19 protein-coding genes, 2 tRNA genes and 1 pseudogene are annotated in these 23,376 nt (G+C 35.6%); 1 reads left to right on the top strand and 21 read right to left on the bottom strand.

The features are described from left to right. The first annotated feature begins 409 nt into the window (after positions 1 to 409). Positions 410 to 1,297 (top strand): ChbG/HpnK family deacetylase, encoded by an 888-nt coding sequence (locus tag FJ213_08900; GenBank protein ID MBM4176273.1) that lies wholly within the window; start codon positions 410 to 412, stop codon positions 1,295 to 1,297. A gap of 117 nt (positions 1,298 to 1,414) precedes the next feature. Here FJ213_08900 and FJ213_08895 read toward each other — a convergent pair. The 21 genes and pseudogenes from FJ213_08895 to FJ213_08795 form a co-directional block, all read right to left on the bottom strand. Next, positions 1,415 to 1,488, bottom strand: a tRNA-Met gene (locus tag FJ213_08895). A 78-nt stretch (positions 1,489 to 1,566) separates the two neighbouring features. Continuing rightward, positions 1,567 to 2,022 (bottom strand): hypothetical protein, encoded by a 456-nt coding sequence (locus FJ213_08890; protein ID MBM4176272.1) that lies wholly within the window; start codon positions 2,020 to 2,022, stop codon positions 1,567 to 1,569. 69 nt (positions 2,023 to 2,091) lie between these two features. Beyond that, positions 2,092 to 3,294 (bottom strand): L-2-hydroxyglutarate oxidase, encoded by a 1,203-nt coding sequence (lhgO, locus tag FJ213_08885; GenBank protein MBM4176271.1) that lies wholly within the window; start codon positions 3,292 to 3,294, stop codon positions 2,092 to 2,094. Then, positions 3,291 to 3,857 carry a dTDP-4-dehydrorhamnose 3,5-epimerase gene (rfbC, locus tag FJ213_08880; GenBank protein MBM4176270.1) on the bottom strand — a complete coding sequence of 189 codons (567 nt, stop codon included), beginning with the start codon at positions 3,855 to 3,857 and terminating at the stop codon, positions 3,291 to 3,293. Before rfbC ends, lhgO begins: the two co-directional genes overlap by 4 nt. Before the next feature lie 9 nt (positions 3,858 to 3,866). Next, positions 3,867 to 4,730: a glucose-1-phosphate thymidylyltransferase RfbA gene (rfbA, locus tag FJ213_08875; GenBank protein MBM4176269.1), complete on the bottom strand. Its 864-nt coding sequence runs from the start codon at positions 4,728 to 4,730 to the stop codon at positions 3,867 to 3,869. A gap of 69 nt (positions 4,731 to 4,799) precedes the next feature. Continuing rightward, positions 4,800 to 5,066, bottom strand: a pseudogene (locus FJ213_08870) (excinuclease ABC subunit C). 128 nt (positions 5,067 to 5,194) lie between these two features. Then, positions 5,195 to 5,283, bottom strand: a tRNA-Ser gene (locus tag FJ213_08865). Between the two features lie 55 nt (positions 5,284 to 5,338). Then, positions 5,339 to 6,637 (bottom strand): glutamate-1-semialdehyde-2,1-aminomutase, encoded by a 1,299-nt coding sequence (gene hemL / locus FJ213_08860; GenBank protein MBM4176268.1) that lies wholly within the window; start codon positions 6,635 to 6,637, stop codon positions 5,339 to 5,341. Between the two features lie 77 nt (positions 6,638 to 6,714). Beyond that, a complete protein-coding gene (locus tag FJ213_08855) occupies positions 6,715 to 7,686 on the bottom strand; it encodes an aldo/keto reductase (GenBank protein MBM4176267.1) in 972 nt (323 codons plus the stop codon). A 20-nt stretch (positions 7,687 to 7,706) separates the two neighbouring features. Beyond that, complete coding sequence (gene hemB / locus FJ213_08850) at positions 7,707 to 8,684, bottom strand: porphobilinogen synthase (GenBank protein MBM4176266.1); 978 nt, start codon at positions 8,682 to 8,684, stop codon at positions 7,707 to 7,709. Positions 8,685 to 8,731: 47 nt separating this feature from the next. Next, positions 8,732 to 10,117 carry a protoporphyrinogen oxidase gene (gene hemG / locus FJ213_08845; protein MBM4176265.1) on the bottom strand — a complete coding sequence of 462 codons (1,386 nt, stop codon included), beginning with the start codon at positions 10,115 to 10,117 and terminating at the stop codon, positions 8,732 to 8,734. After that, positions 10,102 to 11,058, bottom strand: a complete 957-nt coding sequence (gene hemH, locus FJ213_08840; GenBank protein MBM4176264.1) for a ferrochelatase — start codon at positions 11,056 to 11,058, stop codon at positions 10,102 to 10,104. The genes hemG and hemH overlap by 16 nt, the downstream gene beginning before the upstream one ends. 2 nt (positions 11,059 to 11,060) lie before the next feature. After that, complete coding sequence (gene hemN / locus FJ213_08835) at positions 11,061 to 12,434, bottom strand: oxygen-independent coproporphyrinogen III oxidase (protein ID MBM4176263.1); 1,374 nt, start codon at positions 12,432 to 12,434, stop codon at positions 11,061 to 11,063. Between the two features lie 68 nt (positions 12,435 to 12,502). After that, positions 12,503 to 13,540 (bottom strand): uroporphyrinogen decarboxylase, encoded by a 1,038-nt coding sequence (locus FJ213_08830; GenBank protein ID MBM4176262.1) that lies wholly within the window; start codon positions 13,538 to 13,540, stop codon positions 12,503 to 12,505. Further along, positions 13,541 to 14,935, bottom strand: a complete 1,395-nt coding sequence (locus tag FJ213_08825; protein MBM4176261.1) for a TetR family transcriptional regulator — start codon at positions 14,933 to 14,935, stop codon at positions 13,541 to 13,543. Beyond that, positions 14,932 to 15,876: a hydroxymethylbilane synthase gene (gene hemC, locus FJ213_08820; GenBank protein ID MBM4176260.1), complete on the bottom strand. Its 945-nt coding sequence runs from the start codon at positions 15,874 to 15,876 to the stop codon at positions 14,932 to 14,934. The genes FJ213_08825 and hemC overlap by 4 nt, the downstream gene beginning before the upstream one ends. Next, a complete protein-coding gene (locus FJ213_08815) occupies positions 15,863 to 17,143 on the bottom strand; it encodes a glutamyl-tRNA reductase (GenBank protein ID MBM4176259.1) in 1,281 nt (426 codons plus the stop codon). The genes hemC and FJ213_08815 overlap by 14 nt, the downstream gene beginning before the upstream one ends. Positions 17,144 to 17,170: 27 nt before the next feature. Then, complete coding sequence (locus tag FJ213_08810) at positions 17,171 to 17,995, bottom strand: cytochrome C biogenesis protein (GenBank protein ID MBM4176258.1); 825 nt, start codon at positions 17,993 to 17,995, stop codon at positions 17,171 to 17,173. A gap of 440 nt (positions 17,996 to 18,435) precedes the next feature. Then, a complete protein-coding gene (locus tag FJ213_08805) occupies positions 18,436 to 20,502 on the bottom strand; it encodes a PAS domain S-box protein (GenBank protein ID MBM4176257.1) in 2,067 nt (688 codons plus the stop codon). Positions 20,503 to 20,634: 132 nt separating this feature from the next. Beyond that, positions 20,635 to 21,021: a response regulator gene (locus FJ213_08800; GenBank protein ID MBM4176256.1), complete on the bottom strand. Its 387-nt coding sequence runs from the start codon at positions 21,019 to 21,021 to the stop codon at positions 20,635 to 20,637. Between the two features lie 11 nt (positions 21,022 to 21,032). After that, the gene (locus tag FJ213_08795) at positions 21,033 to 23,087 is read right to left on the bottom strand and encodes a PAS domain S-box protein (GenBank protein MBM4176255.1); all 2,055 of its coding nucleotides are present in this window, start codon (positions 23,085 to 23,087) and stop codon (positions 21,033 to 21,035) included. Between the last annotated feature and the right edge of the window lie 289 nt (positions 23,088 to 23,376).

Here is a 23,376-nt window from a genome sequence, read left to right as displayed (position 1 = left end):
AAATGTGAAAAGAGTATATGCAAAGAAAAAGCAATCTCGACTGATGCCAAGTTTGTTCCCAGGTTTAACTTGAGGGGGTCTAATTTCAACAATGCACGATTTTGTTTGAATATTTTAATTTTTCGAACCTTTTTGATCGAAATTAAATTTTAGTCGGTTGATAGTGATAAATTTTATGCGGCAGGAGTTACAAAAGTTCATCCGTCCAGCAGGTAATTAATGTTAAGTTAAGGGAGAGGCGCTAAAAAAATTGCCTCTCCATAACAAATTATTCCGTTGCTGTCTTGGATCCCATTTATAAATAAGCTCAACTTATTTATCTTAATCGGAGTTTTATTGAAAATCTCAAATAATTAATTTAAACTCGGTTAACATAATCACTAATTCAAACATTTTTGAAGAGCTCTAAATGAAAAAGTTTATTCTTACCACTGCTATAGTATTATTGGCAGTCTTAGTAAATGCTCAGATTATAAGCGATTCTGTTGTAGTTCTTATCAGATGCGATGATTCTGGAATGTCAAATTCCACCAATCTTGCATTAGAAAAATTTGCAGCTACAAAAATCCCCTTTTCGACTTCGGTAATGTTCGCCTGCCCGTGGTATCAGCAAGCAGTGGATATTTTAAAAGCTAATCCTCATATTTCTGTCGGCATTCATCTTACACTAAATGCTGAATGGAAAAATTATCGATGGGGTCCGATACTCGGAAAAGAAGTCCCCTCGCTGACAGACACAGAAGGTTATTTCTTTCCTTCCAGGAAAACTCTTTATGAGAATAATCCGAAATTGGATGAAGTAGAAAAAGAACTTCATGCCCAAGTTAAAAGAGCTGTCCGATCAGGTCTGCAGATCGATTATATCGATTATCATATGGGAACAGCAGTAGATAAACCGGAATATCGAGCAATCGTAGAAAAGCTTGCGAAAGAGTATAAGCTCGGCATATCGAGATACTTTGGCGAGTTTTATACTGACAATATGTATTCGGCGCCGATCGAAATGAAGAAAGATACTTTAATTGATATAATTACCAACCGATTAGAAAAGGGCAAAGTAAATTTACTAGTCTGTCATCTCGGAATAGATAACGATGAACTTCGTGCAATGTTAGATTTGAATCCCTTCGGCCCAACAGAAATGAGCCGTCATCGTCAAGCTGAGCTGGATGCTATGCTCTCCAGTGATTTTATCGATTCTATTAAAAGTAATAAAATAAAAATTATAACATATCGAGATCTAATTACCCTTGTTGGCAGTGAAAATATGGTAAGTCCATTAGATTCTAAAAAATAAGTTCATAAATTATTTTAATTGAAAATTTCACACCGTATTTTCACGGACAATTTAATAATTCCAGAGGGTTTAAATTTTAAACGCCTTGTAAGTGATTATCCTACAAGGCGTTACGAGTGGGCCCGGAAGGACTTGAACCTCCGACCCGCTGATTATGAGTCAGCTGCTCTAACCAACTGAGCTACGAGCCCGATAAGTATTTCAAAATTAAACTGAAAATTTTTTTGTTGCAATAATCGGAATTATTCGATTAAAAAACAATCACTTCTTTAGTCTGCCGGAATTGGTCTTCCCATACTCCGATAAATGTCTTCGATTTGTGCAATCTCCGCCACTATTTTGGAGTTTCCCAAATCCAATTCCAAAGCTTTGCGGTAAAGCGAAAGAGCTTTTCTATATTTACCTTTCATGGGAGAGACCGTACTTTCGTACTGCATATAATCTGCGAACCGAACATAGGCTTCGACAAGTTCTGATTTATTTGTCAAAGATTGATCCGCATCGTGTTTCGTTAAAGAAGTTTTTAATCCGTCTGAATAACTTTTAATTGCCGGGTCAATCTCCATCAAAACATCATCCGAGATAGAAATTGTTGAAGATGATGTCTTTTGCTTCACTTGCGGGTCCATCATCGGAGTCGATTGCTGATTCGCAGAATCTTTCTCCTCTTTTTGACACCCAAAAATTAAGACTGAAATAATTACTGTGAATATTAATTGCTTCATATTATCCTTTTTAAATAATTATAAGTACAACATATTTGATTAACAATGTCAGATCGAGTAAGATTCCGCTCAACTCATTTTTTTAAGAATAAGATTAGCAATATGATCTCCGATTGAAAGCGAGGCTGTGGCAGCAGGGGAAGGTGCATTGCAAACATGAATTATATTTCCGCTATCTTGAATATTAAAATCATCTAACAATCCACCTTGTAAATCGCAAGCTTGCGCTCTTACTCCAGCGCCGCCAGCGATTAAATCATCCCCATTAATTTCTGGAACTAATTTCCCAAGAGCTTTTACAAAAGCTTTTTTATTGTAAGATCTGTAAAATTCACCCACTCCAACTCTCCAATATTTTGAAACAACTTTATGAAATCCTTTCCATGAAAAAGTTTCCAATGTATCCAACATATTGAAAGAATTCTTTTTATACCCTTCTCTCTTAAATGATAAAACTGCATTCGGACCCGCTTCTACGCCGCCATCGATCATCCGGGTAAAATGAACACCTAAAAATGGAAATGCAGGATCAGGTACGGGATAAATTAAATTTTTAACTAAATATTTTTTATTTTCTTTTAATTTATAATATTCACCGCGAAATGGAATAATTCGAATTGGTAGATGTTTATTTGTTAATTTTGCAACTCTGTCTGAGAAAAGTCCTGCGCAACTTACGAAATACTTCGAGATGAATTCACCTTTCGTTGTCTCGGAAATAATGTCTGATTTAATCGACTTTAAATTTAGTAATTTATGAGAGTAAAATATTTCGCCTCCATTCTTCTCAATAACAGAGGTATATTTTTTTGCGACTTCCTTGAAATCAATAATTCCTGCTTGAGGTACATGTATAGCTTTAAGACCGCGTGCATGGGGCTCATACTCTTTTATCTGCTCCTGGCTAATAATTTTCAGATCAGATAATCCATTTTGAATTCCTCTATCATAAATCATATTTAGAGTTGGAATTTCCTTCTCATTAACTGCAATAATTATCTTTCCGCATAATTCAAATTTGATGTTTTCTTCCCGGCAGAATTTTATTAATTGATTGTAACCATCGACGCAATTCTTTGCCTTTAAGCTTCCGGGTTTGTAGTAAATGCCTGAATGTATCACCCCGCTGTTGTTTCCCGTCTGATGTTTTGCAACGTCATTTTCCTTTTCGATAATTGCGACTTTTAAACTAGATTTATTTTTGAGCAGCTTAAGTGCAGTCGCAAGCCCTACAATTCCAGCACCGACAACAACAACATCAAATTGTTTCATACAATTTCTTGAATGGAAAAATTAAAGTCTTCCTCAATTTTCGAAAATTCAATTCCAGCTAAATCTTTATTTGAAACAATTGGATTTTCAACCATCCAATCAATGTGCAGCGATTTGTCGTTATAAATTATACATCTTTCAGCAGTTTTTTCGTAAAGAGCAGTACATTTATATGAAAATATTGCCTCGTCAGAAAGTACGGCGAAACCATGTGCAAAGCCTAATGGCATCCAGAACTGTAAGTGATTTTGCTCAGAAAGTTCAATCGCAAAATATTTACCAAATGTAGGTGAGCCGAAACGAATATCAACTGCAACGTCGAGAACTCTTCCCTTCAATACTTGACACAATTTTCCTTGAGAAGATTCTCCTACTTGATAATGAAGTCCTCGCACAGTTCCATGTTTAGATTTTGAAATATTATCTTGAACAAATTTAATTGTACTACCCAATTCAGAGTATTTTTTCTCACTGAATGATTCAAAAAAGTACCCCCGATTGTCTTCGAAAACATCCGGTTCAATAACTAATAATCCAGAAATAGGTGTTTTTTTAAATTTCATGTTAGGTGCTTATGCCTCTCTTATCACTTTGTCGAGATAATCGCGATAGTTGGACTTTGGAATTCGTGAGATCAAATTTGCGAACTCACTTTTTGATATGAAATTTTTGAGATAAGCTATTTCTTCAATGCAAGCGACTTTTAAACCTTGTCGATCTTCAATTACCCCGAAAAAGTTTGATGCTTGAAGCAAAGCTTCAGGAGTACCAGTATCGAGCCAAGCTACGCCTCTTCCAATTTTTTCGACTCTAAGTTGTCCACGTTTTAAGTATTCAAGATTCACATCCGTGATTTCTAGTTCATTCCGTTTTGAAGGTTTTAAATTCTTTGAAATTGAAACAACATTATTGTCATATACATACAATCCTGGAACGGCATAGTTAGATTTAGGTTTTAGAGGTTTCTCTTCGATCGAGATAGCTATTCCGCTGTCGTTAAACTCAACGACACCATATCTTTCTGGATCGTTCACGCGATAACCGAAAATCGTTGCCCCATCTCTCTTTCCGATCGCTTTGTAAAGGAAATCCATTTTGCCATAAAAAATATTATCTCCCAAAATCAGTGTTACATTATCGTCGCCAATGAATTTTTCTCCTATGATAAAAGCTTCGGCAATTCCATTTGGTGCAGATTGTATTTCGTAGGAGAACGACATTCCGATCTGTGCTCCATCATTAAATAACCTTTTGTACATCGGAATGGTGCTCTCATCTGAGATGATTAATACTTCTTTTATCCCAGCGAGCATCAAGATCGATAATGGATAGTAAATAAGAGGTTTGTCATAAATCAAACATAATTGTTTACTATAAACTTTTGTGGCAGGATAAAGTCGCGTTCCCGCACCACCCGCAAGTACAATACCTTTCATATAATTCCCATTAAGTTAGCCAAACTTGTATCAACTCTTTTATAATGTTTGTGGAAAGGTCTAGACAGATTACGTTCCACCTTGCAGAACTTTGTCAGTTAAAATTCGTTTTTTCAAAATCGCCTTTCCCGAGCCTGTTTTGAAATATTTCTCAAGTTCCCTTGCTTTTTCTTCAGTTCTCACAGCAACATAGCAATTAAGTGTAAGTGGTCAGTACGCTTTAGTTGAATTTGACATGCCATTAATATGTTCATCAAAGCGTCTTGTAAGATCATTCGTTGAACCTATGTAAATAAATTTCTTCTCAAAATTTCTTAGAAAGTAAACGTACTACATTTAAGATCTTATTATTAATGACATCAAAAAAATCTATCTGAACTTTACTTTGCTTGCCAAACGACTGACTGATTTCTGTTTCAACAAACTCTGTCAGTTAAAAAGTCCTATTTTCAATTTGACAAGTTTGGCGGAAAGGGCGAGATTCGAACTCGCGGTACCCGTTAGGTACACACGCTTTCCAGGCGTGCCAGTTAAACCACTCCTGCACCTTTCCGTCTATAAAAACTTTATGCAATTTAAAAAAAAATTGCGAATGATGAAGAACTAATTTATGATCCACCAATTGCAGCTTTGATCGATTGAAAGGCTGCGTCGCATGTCTTGTCTAAATCCTCTGTTGTATGTGCAGTTGAAATGAACACTGCTTCGAACTGAGAAGGAGCAAGATAAATACCTCGATTTAACATCTCACTAAAAAACCTGCTGAATAAATTTGTGTCAGATTTTACAGCCGTAGTGTAATCAATTACGGATTCTTCAGTAAAGAAAAATGTTAACATTGATCCGACTCTATTTATACAATAGTTTTTTCCCGTGGATTCGAAAGCTTTTCTAATTCCTCCTTCGAGATATGATGAGGATTCTTCTAATTCAGAATAGAGATTTGGATTTTCTTTAATAAAACTTAAAGCCGCATAACCAGCAGACATAGCAAGCGGATTACCGCTTAGTGTGCCTGCTTGGTAGACTGGTCCCAAGGGCGAAACCATTTCCATAATTTCTCTTTTTCCACCGTACGCACCCACGGGCAGTCCACCGCCGATTATTTTTCCAAATGTTGATAAGTCCGGTGTTACTCCAAGAATTTCTTGTGCCCCGCCCTTAGCAACCCTGAAACCAGTCATCACTTCATCAAAAATGAGCACGATTTTTTTTTCATCGCAAATTACCCTTAGCTCTTGAATGAAAGCATCTGTCGATCTAACAACTCCAATATTCCCAGCAATCGGTTCAATAATGATCGCTGCAATTTCATTTTTATTGGATTGAACCAACTTTTTAACGGAATCAATATTATTAAAATCAGCAACTAATGTATCAGCCGCATTCCCATCTGTGACACCCGGTGATGTCGGTACACCAAATGTTAAAGCACCTGAACCAGCTTTAATTAAAAAGTAATCTGCATGTCCGTGATAGCAGCCCTCAAATTTTATAATTTTGTTTTTCTTAGTGAAACCTCTGGCAACTCTTACAGCACTCATGGTTGCTTCGGTACCACTGTTCACCATCCGGACCAATTCTACGGATGGAACAAGTTCAGTTATTAGTATTGCCATCCTTACTTCAAGTTCAGTTGGTGCGCCAAAACTGACTCCCGCATCAATTGCCTTTTTCAATGCATTAATTATGAAAGGTGGATTGTGCCCAAAAAGATGCGGGCCCCAACTGCCGATGTAATCTATATATTCATTTCCACTGACATCCCAAAACTTTGAACCGCTACCATGCTGAATAAAAATTGGATTGCCGCCAACTGATTTAAATGCTCTAACCGGAGAATTGACTCCGCCAGGAATATATTTTTTGGCTGTTTCAAATAATTCGATGCTTTTCTCTCGAGTCATACTATATTATTTTTTCCTCCATGAAGAGTTAATTTTATGCGATACAAGTTATTATCGATTAAATAAAATATAGGTTTTCAGTCTTTAAAAATAGATTGAATATATGCGTATTCATCGTCGGCTAAAGGCTTATCGCATTTTGAAAGATTAACTTTGACTTGACTTAAATTTCTGAATCCTGGAATCACTGCGCCCACGACTTTCAAGTGCAATAAATATTGAAATGCAGCTCGTGCAAGTTCTTCTACATTAGATCCGAATTTTTCTTTTAGTTTTTCAATTTTAGGTTCAAGTTTTGTTAGATTCTCAATCGTGAACCGCTCGGAGTTTGCACGATGATCTCCAGGTTCAAATTTTGGAGGATTATTTTTATTATACTTTCCAAGCAATAGTCCTTGAGCAATCGGACCAAAAGCGATAAATGAAATTTGATTCTCTTCCAACAGTTTTCTCGTTGGAGTTCCATCAGCAACAAAACGGTCATCAATTTCACTCGCAAAGCTTTGGATTGCATCGGGTTTAACTCTTGGAATTAATTTCACAAAATCTTCATGTCTGTAAGCAGATTGACCTATTAGCCGAATTTTACCCTCTTCACGAAGCCGATAAATCACTTCGATCGCGTCATCAAGATACTCATCATTATCGCCGAAATGTCCGTGATGAAAATAATAGAGATCAATGTAGTCTCGCTGCAAATTTTTTAGCGACTGTTCGCACTGATGACGGATGTGTTGAGGTTCATAAGCATGTGCTGCGGTTCCGGGAAACCAGCCGATCTTAGTTGCGATTATAAAACTATTAGATCTATTTCCAAGAATTCTTGCGAGCATCCTTTCAGCTCTCCCATTGCCATACACATCTGCATTGTCAAAATGATTTACACCTTGATCAATTGCATAATTGATCGCTTCAGTAACTTCTTTTTCGTCAACATTTGCCCAGCCATTTGGCACACCATTTACCCAATTAAGTCCGCCCATTGTCCAACAGCCGAGACTAATTTCGGAAATCTCGACATCTGATTGACCTATTCTGCGAAATTTCATTGTTTCCTCCTATTATTATGTTATTGATTCAATATTCTGGCTGCTTCTTTTGCGAAGTAAGTTAATATCATGTCTGCACCAGCTCTTTTAATTGCAATCAGTGATTCCATCATTACTCTCTCTTCATCTATCCAATTATTCTGTCCAGCAGCTTTTATCATCGAATATTCTCCGCTCACTTGATAAGCCGCTGTGGGCAAATTAAATTTTTCTTTAACGCGATAAATAACATCAAGATAAGCTCCAGCAGGTTTTAACATGACAATATCTGCACCCTCAGCTATATCTTGTTCAACTTCCCTTAAAGCTTCTAAAACATTTGCGACATCCATTTGATGCGATCTTCGATCACCGAATTGCGGCGTCGATTCTGCTGCATCACGAAATGGTCCATAAAATCCAGATGCATATTTTGCTGAGTAAGACATGATAGGCAAATTCTTAAATCCATTCTCATCGAGAATCTTTCTAATTGCAGCAACTCTTCCATCCATCATATCTGATGGTGCGATAATATCAGCACCGGCTTCTGCATGACTTAATGCCTCTTTTGCTAAAAGTTCATTTGTTTCATCGTTTAGTATTTCTTCACCTTTCAGAACCCCGCAATGTCCATGAGAAGTGTATTCGCACATACATACATCGGTGATTACCACTAATCTTGGAATTTCTTTTTTTATTGCACGCACACTAAGTTGAATGATACCTTGATCGTCATAAGCTTCACTTCCAACGTCATCTTTCTTTTGTGGGATACCAAATAAAATAACTGCTGGAATACCTAATGAGGCAACTTCTTTGCACTCAGCAACGAGTACATCAACAGACATTTGATAAACTCCAGGCATCGAACCAACTTGCTTTTTGACCTTCTCACCATGACAAACAAACAATGGATAAATAAGATCATTTATCTCAAGTGATGTTTCTTTAATCATTTCTCTAATGACTGGATTGTAGCGTAAACGTCGTAATCTAGTTATTGGAAAGCTGCTCATAAATTTATCCTATTAAATATATTTTATTAATCACTTTTGTTTTCAATTTAGGTTTTTGAATCTTTTGAGAGATAACTAATTATTTTATCTGCAAGACCTTCGGAGTTCTTGATGCAATCGCCAACTGAAATCCCTCCTCTATAATTGCCACCGAGAAATATTCCGGGAAAGCGTTTTTCAAATTTTTCAAAATAATTTTCATACTCAATGTAGCCGATATTATACTGCGGGATCGCTTTTTCCCATACTCGATATTGAGTTGAGATAGGCTCAGAATAAATATTCATCAATTTTTTAAAATCAGCTACAACTTCATCAATTCGAATTTGAATATCTGCTTGCATCAACATTGGCTCACGTGCGCCGCCAATAAAAATTGTAAATGAATCTTCATCATAATTAGAACGATTGGGAAATATCACACTCCCCCAAATTGCTCCGAGAAAAGTTTTTTTCTCTTTCTCAGGGATTAAGAATCCAAAACCATCTAATTTTTGGCCAATGTCTTGCTTCCTAAAAATTAAATTCAAGACAATAACCGGAGGATAATAAATCGAATCAAGGTAATTACTCAGCCGTCCATCTACATCACGAAGAATTTCAGAAACTTCAAAGGAAGGAATGGTAAACAGGACTGAATCAACAATATATTTTTTTGTTTTCTTTTCAGAAATCGTATCAATTCTCCATTTGCCATTCTCTGATTGAATCCTTTGCACTGGCTCATCAAGTAAAACAGAATCTTGAAGATATTTGTACAAAGCTTCAGGTAAAACTTTCATTCCAGATTTGAAAGAAAACATTTCAGCATTTTGCTTTGATTTATCACCGCGCAATTTTCTTTCCTTCCGTCCTTTTATCATTCCCTTAACCAACCCACCGTAGACTTCCTCCAATCGATAAAGTTTTGGGAAAGCACTTTTCACACTAAGTTGTTCCGGATCACCAGCGAAAACACCGGAGATAAAAGGATTTATTGCATAATCGAGAAATTCCGCACCAAGTCTCCTTCTTACAAAATTTGCGATGCTTTGATAATAACCATCTTCGGATTTACCTATCAATGGCTCAAGAAGTAAACGAAGTTTTCCTTTAGTTGAAAATAATCTTGACTTGACAAAACTTTTTGGATCCATCGGGAGCGGATGCAATTTTTCATTCCGCAGAATGTACCTTTTATTAGCGGAAGCATCAGCATAACAAAATTCATCTTTTAAATCTAATTCATCCACGAGTTGCGAAATAAGTGGTGTTGTTTCTAATCCGGAATTCGGTCCTGAGTCAAATAATGTCCCACCATTTTTCAGAGTTTGAATATTCCCACCTACAAAAGATTCTTTTTCCAGTACTGTAACATCAACACTGCGTCTCCTGAGCCAATACGCTGTGGTTAATCCGGTTATTCCTGCACCGACGATTACAACCTTTCGCAAATTTCCTCCTTTAGTGCAAGAATGAAAAGTTCCGAGTCGTTCAGACCTTCCATTACAACATATTTTTCAACGCTTAACTGTTCGGCGATATGCCTATACTCGATATCGAGTTCATAAAGAGTTTCAACATGATCACATACAAAGCTTATTGGAACAATTAGAAGATTTTTCTTACCGGATTCAATTACAGTTTGAATTGTATTTTCAGTCGAAGGCTTCAGCCATTTGACAGGTCCAACTTTACTTTGATAACATAAATGAAATTCATGAGAATGTTCCCGTGCCTCCATTACAAGCTTAATTGTTTCCCTAATTTGTGATGGATAAGGATCTCCTTTTTTTACAAAACTTTCTGGGAGACCATGCGCACTGAAGAGAAGCTGAACATCCTTTTGAATTTCTTTCGGAAATTTCTGGAGTGTTTCATCTATTCTTTGATTTACAGCGTTGATGTAAAATTTATTTGTATTAAAGTTTTTTATAAAGACTTCTTCAATTTGTGAAGATGTAAAAACCCTTTTCCATTCCCTGTAGGCGGAATTTGTTGTCGAAAATGAATACTGCGGATAAAGAGGCAGAAGAATAACTCTTTTATAGTATTTTTTTGAAATCTCATTTGCTACATCTTTTATCAATGGATGCCAATACCGCATTGCGGTGAACACTTCAATATTGTCAAAACCTTCTTGTAAGGATTTCTCCAATAATTTTCTCTGTCGTTCAGTCCAATAGTTGATGGGAGAACTCCCTCCAATAATATCATATTCCTTTTTAACTTTAGGGGCGCGAGCCATAGAGATTACTTTTGCAATTAATCCTTGAAATAAAGGAATTTTAAATATATCAGGATCTCTAAAAAGATTTTCAAGGAATGGCTGCACAGATTCCAAATTATTGGGACCGCCAAGATTAAAAAGTATTATTGCAGTTTTTTCGTTCATAGTTATACTGTCCTCGAATATCTTGCGTTATCTTCTTTGCGCTCAATGAATCCATCAAAATTCATCGCAATATTTCTTATCAGGAGTCTGCCCATTTCCGAAACCTTGATTGAGTCATTTTTGATTTCTACCAAACCATCTTCACACATCTTCTTAAGATTCTCCAAGCCAAAACTAAAATATTCGTTAAAATTAATTTGCAGCTCATCATTGACTTTTGGAATATTCAGTTCGAAGTCACACATTAATTTCATTATGACAGTTCTTCGAATTAGATCATCTTTGCTCAATCGATAGCCTTTCCAAGTTGGAAGTTGATTTTTATCGATAGCACTAAAATAATCTTTTTCAGATTTCCAATTTTGAGCATAAACATTTTCAAGTTGACTAATGGCCGTTACGCCAAAAGCGTAAATGTCACATCCAGAATTAGTGCTGTAACCTTGAAAATTCCGATACATCTTTTTTTCATGTAAAGCGACTGCCATTTCATCTTCTGATTTGGCGAAATGATCCATCCCGATGAAGATGTACCTAGCATTGGTTAATTTTTCAACAGTCAATTTGAGTATTTCCAACTTTTCATTCGGAGTCGGAAGATCATTAGGATTAATCAATGCTTGATGTTTCTTCATCCATGGAACATGAGCGTAGTTAAATACAGCAATTCTGTCAGGTGCAATTTCAATCGTAGCATCGAGAGTTTTTTCGAACGATTTTATTTTTTGAAACGGAAGCCCATACATTAAATCAAGATTAATGCTTTGAAAATTTAATTCTCGCACCCACCCTACAACCTGTTTTGTCATTTTCTCTGGCTGAATTCTATTGACCGCTTTTTGTACTTCTTCATCAAAATCTTGAACCCCCATACTGATGCGGTTAAATCCTCCTGAACGAAGTGCTGAGAGATGTTCTTTCGATAATCCTCGCGGATCGATCTCACATCCATTTTCTGAGTTTGATTCAATTTGAAAAGAATGATTTATATAGGAGATTAAAGTATTTATTTCTGCAGGAGTTAAATGCGTCGGTGTACCTCCGCCCCAATGCAGCTGAGCGACGCTCCTGCCGGTTTTCAAATATTTATTAACTAAATCGATCTCTTTTTTTAAATAACCTATATATGTACTAACTCTTTTTCTATCATGTGTAATAAGCATATTGCATCCGCAGAAATAACACAGCGTATCACAAAAAGGAATATGAAAATACAAAGACAAATCTGGAGGAGTCTTTTCATTATTGGAAGCAATTATTTCATCAACAAAATATCGATGAGTAAAACTTTCATTGAACTGCGGTGCAGTTGGATAACTTGTGTATCTCGGGCCCGGCACATCATATTTTTTGAGTATGTCAAGATTAATATTCATTTGCCAGCCGTCTAAATCAGTTTAATCTGTGTCATCTGTGTTCTATTAAAAAATGATATTACCAAATACTATAACCTTTTACTTTTCTCTTTAACATAATTGACAAGAAATTTTAACTTAGCTGGTTCAGTATCCGGATGAATTCCATGTCCAAGATTGAATATATGTCCAGTACTACCAACGGCATTTAATATTTTATCTGCTTCTTCTGAAATTGTCTTCTCTGAAGCGTATAGCACGGTTGGATCCAGATTCCCTTGAATCGCTTTCTTTCCCGCAACTTTATTAACAACACTTGAAAATTCGATTGTCCAATCGAAGCCAATCACATCAGCTTGAGTATTAATCAGCTTTTCATACGATGGTCCAATCCCTTTCGAAAACAATATGACCGGTTTGTCTGTTTTTACTTTTAATTCATTAACAATTTTCTCCATATATCTCAGCGAGAATTCTTCATAATGATGAGGTGATAAAATTCCACCCCAAGTGTCAAAAATTTGAACAAGGTCTGCGCCTGCTGAAATCTTGGCTGATAAATAATCAATGATATTATCCGATAAGAAGTCTAATGTTTTATGAGCAGCAGTTGACTGCTGAAAAATAAATCTCTTAATATTAGAGAATGATTTTGAACCCTTTCCTTCAACCATGTAAGTTAGTAGGGTAAACGGTGAGCCTGAAAATCCAATGATAGGGACTCTTCCATTTAATTCACGCTTTGTTAAAGAGACTGCATCAAGAACGTACTTCAATTTATCCGATGGATCAATTTTCATTAAAGTATTTGCATCCGCTTCAGTACGGATTGGCTTTGAAAACACAGGTCCGGTTCCTTCTTCAATGCTTAATTTCATCCCCATCGCTTCTGGAATTACAAGTATATCCGAAAAAATGATAGCTGCATCAACACCTATAATGTCAACTGGCTGAATTGTAACTTCAGCGGCAAGTTCAGGAGATTTACATAAATCGAGGAAGCTAACTTTATCTCTTATTGCACGATATTCAGGTAAATAGCGGCCTGCTTGACGCATTACCCAAATTGGTGTTCGCTCAGTCTTCTCTCTTTTGCATGCTCTAATTATCAAATCGTTTTTTATCATCTAATTTTCTTTCTTAAAATAATTCACAACAGAATCTACAAGTCCTTGGATTGTATGATTATCCGGAACAATCTTAACTTGCACTCCATAATTCTCGATCGCTTTTTTTGTCGTCGGTCCAATCGCAGCAATGATTTCATTCTTAAAATATTCAACTGCATTTTTGATTTTGAATATTTCTAGATAATTCACGAAAGTTGATGGACTAGTGAAAACATATAGATCTATAGTATTTACCTTTAATTGTGATATTGAATCTTCAATCTCGTTTGGTTCGGGCACAACTACATCGTAGACAGGTACGCTGACTGGGAGTGCTCCAAGTTTTGTTAACTCATCAACCAGTTCAGGACGTCCGATTTCAGAGTGGGGAATTAAAAATCTCTTCCCGATAATATTTTGTCCCTTGATTTCATTTATAACTCCAATAGAACTAAATTCTTTCGGAACAAAACTAACATGAATACCTTGCGTCTTACATTCGGCTTCAGTTTTAGGCCCGACAGCTATAACATCATAAGCACTGAGATCTAATTTCAGTTCATGATATTCTAATCTTTTTAAAAACCATCGAACAGCATTTACACTCGAAAAAATAATTGAATCAAATTCCAAAATATCTTTTATAGCATCATCACACTTCTTCCATGAACTTGGTGGAACAATTTTTAACGTGGGAAGAACTATAACCTTTGCACCAGCTGAGGTAAATAATAAGGAAGATTCATCTGACTGACTGAGAGTTCGGGTAAGTAAAATGGTTTTACCATCTAATTGCTTTTCTATTATGTATGGTGTGAGTATACCATCTTTAATAAAATCAAAAAGGTAATTTCTTTCTGCTTCAATTAAATCATCATGATGATTCTTTCCAATATTCCTCTGAACTGTTGAATAGATAATTCCAAGTATAATATCGGAAGTCAGACAGGGATCAACTTCACGAAAAACTTTTCTTTCAATTCCTTCTGTAAGAATATTTGAAAGCATCAGTTTTAAGAGAGACATTTTCTCTTCGATTTCTGAGTGATTAGTCGATTGTGTCTTCAATCTCGTCCGCTGAAAAATCAAGAAAAAGTTTTGATATTTCATCATAAACATAAAGACATGCAGAATGAATCCTTTCAAATCTTCCAACACAGAAATTTGTTGATCAATCTTCTTCTGCAGTTCACTGATGAGTTTGGATAACCTGGTTTCAATGATTGCGAAATAGAGTTCTTCTTTTGATTTGAAATAATTGTAGATAGTTCCTTTAGCTATTTCTGCATTTTTTGCAACGAGTTCCATATTCACTTCATGAAAATCGTGTGCAGAAAAAAGAGGCGCAGCAATCTCAAGAATTAACTCACGCTTGCTTTGCTTTGCACTTATATGTGATCTTGAGCTGATCATTTTTTCGATTGCTTTTTAATCTCAGCCAAAACTTTACCAGCACCAGCTGCTAAAAGATTCCGCGCAAGCTTTTCGCCAAGAACTTCAGGAATTTCGACGGAGCCATCAACACTTTGCTCGAAACTTATTGAACCATCTAATGATAAAATTCTACCGATCAATGTGAGTTTATTTGACTCAACATATCCATAAGCTGCGATAGGCACTTGGCAACCACCTTCAAGTTTTTTCAGGAAGGCACGTTCAGCCCGAATCGCAACTTCCGTTTTCACATGATTAATTCTTTTTAAACAATCAATCAGTTCGAGATCTGCTTTTCTGCACTCTACTGCAATAGCTCCTTGTCCAACTGCCGGCAGCATTTGATTTTTCGGAATAGTTGAAGATATGTTTTCCTCAAAATTTAATCTCTCAACGCCGGCTGATGCAAGAATAATCGCATCCCAATTTGAGCTCAAATATTTTTGAATTCGAGTTGGAACGTTTCCGCGCAAATCAAATATTTGTATATCCGGCCTTAGATGAAGAAGCTGTGCAGTTCTTCTTAACGAACCAGTCGCAACTTTTCCACGCAAAGGAATTTTATTTATAGTTAAATTTTTTCTTTTTGAAATAATTACATCATTGACTTTGTGCCGCTTTGTGATTGCGGCTAAAATTAAATTCTTATCAAGCTTCGTCTCCATATCTTTAAGACTATGTACTGCAAAATCTATTTCACCATTCAATAATTTGTTTTCAAGTTCTTTCGTAAAAAGACCTTTATCGCCAATTTTTGAAAGAGCTACGTCAAGAATTTTATCTCCTTTTGTTTTGATGATCTTCAATTCGATTGATATATTCTTTACACGCTTTTCGAGGAGAGATTTTATATATTCTGCCTGCCAGAGTGCAAGCTCGCTTCCGCGTGTTCCAAGAATAAACGTTCTACTCACTTTCATTCCCTTTCGAATTCAAATTGAACATGTCTTTCAGAATCTTAATTTTCAATTGCAGCTCTCCTTGTGTATCTACTTGGTCAGCAGATTTTCGTAAATATACTGTTGGATTGTGAAGCAGCTTTTTTACGATTCTTTTAGTAAGGAGTTCAAGATTTTCTACTTCGTTTGATGCAAATTTATTTTTGAAAGCATCAAATTCCTGAGAACGAACAGATTCAAATTGTTCCCTCATTGATTTCAATAATGGGGAGATTTGAAGTGAATTGTGCCAAGAAAACAATTCTATAAGTTCTTCCATTATAATTTTCTGGATTGCGGGAAGAAGGGCTTTTTTACCTTCAAGACTCAAATTAACCATCGTTTGAAGCGAATCGATATCATTGTAGAAAATATTTTCAATGTCTTTTACATTTGGATCGAAGTCCCGTGGAATTGCGATATCCATAATGCAAACCGGTTCGAACTTCCTCTTTCGCATCGCAGCACTCATTTCATCTCGATTAATGAGAATCGAATTCGAGCTTGTTGCAGAAATGATTATGTCGTATTCATTCAGTCGTTCTTTCAAGTTATCGAAAGGCAAAACTTTGGCATTGTACTTTGCAGCAAGTTTTTCTGCTCTGGAAAAAGTTCGATTCGAAATGGTAAGATTAGTAACATTTTTCTGAATGAGATTTTGGATTGTCAGTTTTCCCGTTTCGCCGGCACCGATAACGAGCACTGACTTCTTCTTTAAATCGGAAAATATTTTGCCCGCAAGCTGCACAGCCGCGGAACTGACTGAAGTAGGTCCCTCGAATAAATCTGTTTCCGTTTTAATCCTCTTTCCAAGTTTTAAGGCAGATTGAAAGGTCTTCTGAAGAAACGTACCTACACAATTTTCCTCAACAGCAATATTATATGCATCTTTTACTTGACCGAGAATTTGCTGATCTCCGATAACCAATGAATCGATTCCGGAAGAAACACGAAAAAGATGGTTTGCTGCTCCGCAAGAATAGTAATTCAAAAAATTATCAGATTTTATTTTTGTAACAGGTTTTTGAGTTAGAATGAATTCCTGAACTTCGCGGTAAGTAATCGAATGATTTGACGGTACTCCATAAATTTCAGTGCGATTACAAGTGGATAAAATACAAACTTCTTTGAGGAGGGTTTCTTTTATTTGATTTAGAATTTTTCTTATCTCAATTTCAGATAAATATAATGCCTCTCTTAATTCTATCGGAGCCGTTTTGTGATTAATAGTAACTGAAATTAAATTCATCGTGCTTCTATTTGTCTCTTCGATCCATTAATGAAATTTATGAAATCCAGTGAACAGCAAATTCAGCAGAGTCATAGAAAACAATGCGACGACAAAACCAGCAAGCGAAAGATAAATTATTCTTTTCCCGCGCCATTTGGCAAATATCTTAGTTGTAATTCCGAGAGCATAAAGTATCCAAATAAAGATCGTTGCAATTAATTTAGGATCGAAATAGGATGGATTTGTAAATGCTTGTGGCATCCAAATAATTCCAATAACGATCGCAGTCGAAAGCATTGTAAAGCCTATCAATGCTGAAGTATAGTTTAATGATTCAAGCAACTCGAGATTCGGAAGTCTTTGGTACAACAAACCGAATCGGTGCATTTTGATTTGTTTATAAAGCATCAAATATAATCCGCCATAGATTGCTGAAAACGTTATACCAGCGTATCCGGCCAGAGCGGTGAAAACGTGAACTCCTAAAAAAGGACTTCGTAATATCTCTTGCACGTTTAGTAAATCAACAATTTTCAGTGATGATATTATTTGAAAAACCATTGGTATGAAGAGAATGAACATCCCAGTATTCCGAACTTCTGTAATGAGTTCAAGAATGTAATAGGAAAGTGTAATGGCAAATGCCAGCAATGTAAAAATTTCGAAAATGTTCGTGATTGGGACATGATCAAATTCAATTGTTCTGGCAAATAAATAGAAAAAATGAATGAGCAAGGTTAGAAAAAGGATAATTCGTTTTAATCTAGCGAGACTTTTTCTTGGCTTCCAAAAGTTGGAGAAATAGAGAATGAAAACTATGAAATAAAGGATTGGAATAGCAATATTGAGATTTTCTATTAATATTTTCATAAATCTGACTGACTGGTCAGTACAATAATAACTAAATATTTCAAATTATCAAACTATTTTTGCCACAAACTTCCATTAGTCAACCTTCAGTTGTGATGCAAGAAAAACTTAAAATAATAAAAAAAATACGAGAAATCTTGAAAGGAATAAATCAGTAGAGTTGTATAAGTTGACTACTAGATGAGTGTAAAGCCAGCCGCCAAATGTTTTCTTCAAGCGAATTTCTTCGCTCTCACTGATGTAGGAGGTTCAGCAAATGGCGGCTGAAATTTTAATTGAAAACTTAATACTCACAATTAAATGTTAATATACAGATTTTTTTTCTAAAGCGTTGAATTTATCAACCCCGATTTAAAAAAACGTGACGACGAGTACGGAGTTTTTGTACAATAAATGAGAATCACTGCCATCAATCCGGAATGATTCCAACTAGTGTGTGCTTAACTTTTTAATTTTGGAAGTGTGAATGTAAATTTAGTCCCAACTCCAATTTCACTTTCGACCCAAATGTTACCTGAATTCTTTTCCACTAACTCTTTTACTAAAATTAGTCCAAGTCCTGTTCCATGTTCATCTGCAGTACCAGCAGTTGAATGCTTCGTTTCAATCTGAAAAATCTTTTGTAAGGCAGCTTCATCCATTCCGACACCATCGTCTTTAATCGAAATGTAAACCATGTCATCTTTCAAGCTGCTTGATACAATTATATTTCCGCCAATGTTTGTGAATTTAATTGCATTGGAGATTAAATTCTGCAAAATCGACGTTAGCATATCATCATCAGCGTAAACATCATGTTCTGGATCGATTTCACTTCTTAATGAAATATTTTTCTTAACGGCATTTCCACGTATAACGCTGATGATTTGTTCACTAAAATCTTTAAGATTATAAACTTCCGGCTCGAATTTTTCTTTACCTCTCTGAATTAAAGCCCAGCTCAGCAGGTTTTGAACTAAGTTAAATAAATGTTTCGATGAATTATTAATGTAACCAATATATTCTTTTTTTTCTTCATCAGAAAAATCATCCATATGTTCATACAATTGTCCGGAGAAGCCAAGAAGCGAATTAAATGGACTTTTGAGATCATGTGAAACAATAGAGAAGAATTTATCTTTCTTCTGATTTAAATCTATAAGTCGCTGTTCAGACTCCATCAATTGTTCATTCAAATCCTTCAGTTCATTTGCTCGCTGTTCCATTAAATCATTACTTTTTTGAAGTTCAGCGGTGTAACGCTTTAATTCATCTTCATTTTTTTTCTTTTCAATTGCAGACGCAACTTGTTCGGATACAAATGTTAAAACTTCTTTATCGTTTTCTCCATATGCATATTCATCATGATAATCTTGAACAACCATTACCCCGATTGTTTTTCCGGCAATTTTTAGTGGAACACCAAGCCAGACTTCTGACGGAGAACCGACAACATTAACCTCTCCTGATTCGTTCAGTTTATCAGAGAGTTCCTTGTCAACGATCACTGCTTGACCTGTTCTTAAAACATATTCTGTACAACCTCTACCGAATTTTTTTGGCGGCTGAGGCGGATCGAATTCATCAACAAAATATGGGAAACTGATCATGTTTGTGGAATCATCATACAAGGCAATGTAAAAATTATTTGCCAGCATTAGATCTTTCACAATAATGTGAATACGTTCGAATAACTCGTTAAGATTTAAGGTTGCATGCACAGAATCTGATATCCGATATAGTGCATTATTCAATATTTCCATCCTTCGTCTTGCAGTGATGTCCCTTAGAACACCAATCAAAGCCAATGGTTTCTCATATTCATCCTTCAAAAATGAAGTTGAGAGTACAACTGGAACATCTGTACCATCCTTTCGCTTAGAGAATAATTCACCTTTGAAATTTCCTTTTAAGGTTTCCCTCACCAAATCCCGGAAGGTAGTTTTTGTATTTTTTTCTGACCAGAACATTCGGAGATTTTTACCGTGCATTTCCTCTTCACTATAACCATAAAGAGCCAATGCTGCAGGATTAGCATAAACCATATCGAAATTCATATTTACAATGAAAACTCCATCGCTCACGCTTTTTATTGCTTTTTCAAAAAGTTTTGATTTTTCCTCAGCTATGAACCTTATAGTAACATCTCTGAAACTCCAAACTCTGCCAATCACTTTATCATGGATGTAATGCGGTCTCGAGAAACGCTCGAAGATCCTGCCATCTTTGAATTCAAGTATATCAAAACTTTCTTCTTCAGGATTTGCATATAAGTGACGCACTTTACTAATAAATACATCCGGATCTTTCAACTGCTCTAAGACAAATTCCAATAACTTTGAATCGTCGTTGGTATCAAAAAGCTCCTGCGGGATGCCCCACATTCTTAAAAAATTCTTATTTGACTTTGTTACTTTGCCTTCAAGATCAATTACTAAGATTCCATCTTTTATCGATTCAAGTGTTGCCTCCAGAATGGAGGCAGACTCTATATGATTCTTATTTGTATCTTTTTTTTCTTTATTCATTCTCTATTCTACTCCTTACGAATGGGGATTATGAATAAAAGCTTTCACTGAAATAATGATACCTTCAAATCCAGTGTGTACAGCAAATAACTTCTGAAAATATAATTTCAATTTAATATAACTCTTTAAATATCAAGTAATAATATGTTTGTTGATCGTATCTAATAGACTATCTTTTTTGATTGGTTTTGAAATATAATCATCCAATCCGCCTTCAATAAATCTTTCTTTATCACCTTTCAGAGCGAATGCAGTCAAGGCAATGATAGGAATAGATTTAAACTTATCAGAAACTTTTATCTTTTGAGCTAATTCAAAGCCATCATTTTTTTCTTGAAGTGAGATATCCATCAATATCAAGTTTATGTCCATCTTTTCAAGAATTTGATCTGCTTCCTTAGGGTTTTTAGCCCAAAGCACATCAAAACCAGACCTTAGATAGATGTTTACGAGCATAAAGGCATCTTTCATATCTTCAACGTACAAAATCGTTGGTGCTGTATTCTTTGTTTCTGTCATTCGTTTCTATCCTATGTTTTTTTCAAGAGTGGAATGCTCAGTGTAACTTCAGTTCCAACTCCCTTTTGACTTTTAATTTGTATTTTTCCTTTGTTTAAATCAATGAATCTTTTAGTGATTGCCAATCCCAGACCTGTACCTTCATAAGAACGACTGTAACCGACATCTTCTTGACTGAACGTCTCATATAAATGTTTCTGATATTCTTCTGTCATTCCGACACCCTGATCTGCAATTGTACAGACTGCATAGTCATTATCTTTCTTAAGTGATACTTTAATATCACCTGACTTGCTGTACTTAACTGCATTATCGAGAATTTTCATCACAGCAGAATCTAAACAATAATTATCTGCATAAACAAGCAGATCTTCATCTGGAATTTCGGTAATAAGCTTCAGGTCAATTAATTCAGTTTCTTTATTAATCGAGTTGCAAGTTGAAGCTAATAATTCATTGAAAGAGAATTTCTTATACTCTATTGGAAAATCACCAGCTTGCAATCTTGAGATGTCCAAAATATTTGTGATCGTATCAATTAGCCGCAATCCACCCTTTTCAATCAGGTCAAATGAAAGACGAACTTCTTCATTTGTTGATTCATAAAAATGCGATCTCAAAACATCAGTATATCCGATTATTGCATTGAGCGGAGTTCTGATTTCGTGTGACATGGTTGCCAGGAATCCGCTTTTTAATCGATTCGCCTCCTGAGCCTTTTCCTTTTCATAAATTATTCTTCTTTCAAATTCTTTTTTGTCGTTGATATCGTAAACGAATCCTTCAAAGTAGAGAGTTTTTGAATTGTCATCTTTTACAGCATGAGCATTCATTTGAATCCAGATCACTTCCCCATTTTTTTTCTTCCACCTAACTTCAAGTAGTGCAGCTGAACCTAAAGGTTCATATTGCCTGATAAATTCCAGCCTCTCCTCACTGCTTAAATATATGTCGTTCATGTTAATTTTGATTAATTCTTCAACTGAACTGTATCCCAGCATTTTCGCCAGCATGAGATTTGCAGAGATAATATTCCCATTTTTATCGGATTGATATATGCCTACAGGTGCATGAGTGAATATGTCACGATACTTAAGCTCGGACAGCCTCAATTCTTCTTCAGCGGTTTTTCGCTCTGAAATATCTCGTACGATTGCTTGAAGCATATCTTTTTCGTCAATCACAATATGATTTAAACTTACTTCTGCAAAGAAAGGAGTTCCATCGAGTTTTACATGTTTCCATTCAAAAGACTGCGGCTCACCGGCAAAAGCTTTAGAAATTTTCTCAAGAGCTTTATCTTTTGAAAAACGACCATCGGGCTGAACCAATGGTGAAAATTCATACGGTTTTCTCTGTAAAATCTGTTCACGGGTGCATCCAAAAATCTCCTCTGTTTTTGCATTGCAATCAATAAAAGTATCACCAGTCATTAAAAATATTGCATCATTAGCAGATTCAAAAAGCTTGCGATACTTAAGTTCCGAATTGAGAATTTTTTCCTCAGCTCTTTTTTTGTAGATAGCTTTTGCAACTTGCGATGATACATATTTGAGCATCTTTTTTTCCTGCAGACCATAAGTGCTTGAATCATGATAATCCTGCACAGCCATAACACCAATGATCTCAGAACCGATTTTCAAAGGGATTCCAAGCCAAATTTGAGATGGAGGTCCAAGCATCTCTACTTCACCAGTCTCTATTAATTCATGATGTTTTTTTGCATCGCATAAAAGTGAACGACCATTTCGAATTACGTAGGCAGTAAGCCCTCTACCCACGGGAAATTTTTCATGATGAGCTTCAAATATTTCTTCCTCATCAACGAAGTATGGAAAACTAATTTTCTCTTCTTCCCTGAAATAAGCTGCGATGTAGAAGTTATCAGCTTTCATTATTTTACTGATAATCTGATGGACTGATTTATAAAGGTCATCAAGATTTTCTGATGAATCGACCGCTTCGCTTATTTCGTATACTGCTGTTTGCAAGATGAATGGGTCTAACCGGTTATTTAGTACGTTTTTATCCATATACATTTTTTCTTCCAAAATCTCAGCTCGCATTTTTTAAATCCTCCTAATAATTGGATCAAGAATCTCACAATTATTGATATTATCGAGCTTTACTTATATTACTTTAGTATTGATAATAGTTTTCAGGCATTTTTCACAAGGTGTATATTAAAACTTAGTTGAAAATTAAAAGGAGAGACCCCAAATTAAATTATTAAAAAATAAAAAAAACAAACAAAAGGAGTCTCTCAGATGCAAAATAGTAAAATCAATAAGGAAAAGCTTGAAAGGTTTTTAAGTCAACCCATTGAGCTTCAACTTGAATTATTTAAAAACTATG

Source organism: Ignavibacteria bacterium, from assembly GCA_016873845.1.
GTDB lineage: Bacteria > Bacteroidota > Ignavibacteria > Ch128b > Ch128b > JAHJVF01.
Note: the sequence above shows the minus strand (reverse complement) of the source record. Positions and strands in the feature narration are given on the sequence as shown.

Excerpts from the sequence above, each read along its gene's own strand:
- hemH (MBM4176264.1), bottom strand. The coding sequence starts at position 11,058 with ATGAACGAAAAAACTGCAATAATACTTTTTAATCTTGGCGGTCCCAAT.
- hemB (MBM4176266.1), bottom strand. The coding sequence starts at position 8,684 with ATGAGCAGCTTTCCAATAACTAGATTACGACGTTTACGCTACAATCCA.
- FJ213_08900 (MBM4176273.1), top strand. The coding sequence starts at position 410 with ATGAAAAAGTTTATTCTTACCACTGCTATAGTATTATTGGCAGTCTTA.
- FJ213_08795 (MBM4176255.1), bottom strand. The coding sequence starts at position 23,087 with ATGCGAGCTGAGATTTTGGAAGAAAAAATGTATATGGATAAAAACGTA.
- FJ213_08805 (MBM4176257.1), bottom strand. The coding sequence starts at position 20,502 with ATGAATAAAGAAAAAAAAGATACAAATAAGAATCATATAGAGTCTGCC.
- FJ213_08810 (MBM4176258.1), bottom strand. The coding sequence starts at position 17,995 with ATGAAAATATTAATAGAAAATCTCAATATTGCTATTCCAATCCTTTAT.
- hemL (MBM4176268.1), bottom strand. The coding sequence starts at position 6,637 with ATGACTCGAGAGAAAAGCATCGAATTATTTGAAACAGCCAAAAAATAT.
- FJ213_08855 (MBM4176267.1), bottom strand. The coding sequence starts at position 7,686 with ATGAAATTTCGCAGAATAGGTCAATCAGATGTCGAGATTTCCGAAATT.
- FJ213_08800 (MBM4176256.1), bottom strand. The coding sequence starts at position 21,021 with ATGACAGAAACAAAGAATACAGCACCAACGATTTTGTACGTTGAAGAT.
- FJ213_08830 (MBM4176262.1), bottom strand. The coding sequence starts at position 13,540 with ATGATAAAAAACGATTTGATAATTAGAGCATGCAAAAGAGAGAAGACT.
- FJ213_08825 (MBM4176261.1), bottom strand. The coding sequence starts at position 14,935 with ATGATCAGCTCAAGATCACATATAAGTGCAAAGCAAAGCAAGCGTGAG.
- rfbC (MBM4176270.1), bottom strand. The coding sequence starts at position 3,857 with ATGAAATTTAAAAAAACACCTATTTCTGGATTATTAGTTATTGAACCG.
- rfbA (MBM4176269.1), bottom strand. The coding sequence starts at position 4,730 with ATGAAAGGTATTGTACTTGCGGGTGGTGCGGGAACGCGACTTTATCCT.
- lhgO (MBM4176271.1), bottom strand. The coding sequence starts at position 3,294 with ATGAAACAATTTGATGTTGTTGTTGTCGGTGCTGGAATTGTAGGGCTT.
- FJ213_08890 (MBM4176272.1), bottom strand. The coding sequence starts at position 2,022 with ATGAAGCAATTAATATTCACAGTAATTATTTCAGTCTTAATTTTTGGG.
- hemN (MBM4176263.1), bottom strand. The coding sequence starts at position 12,434 with ATGAATATTAATCTTGACATACTCAAAAAATATGATGTGCCGGGCCCG.
- hemC (MBM4176260.1), bottom strand. The coding sequence starts at position 15,876 with ATGAAAGTGAGTAGAACGTTTATTCTTGGAACACGCGGAAGCGAGCTT.
- FJ213_08815 (MBM4176259.1), bottom strand. The coding sequence starts at position 17,143 with ATGAATTTAATTTCAGTTACTATTAATCACAAAACGGCTCCGATAGAA.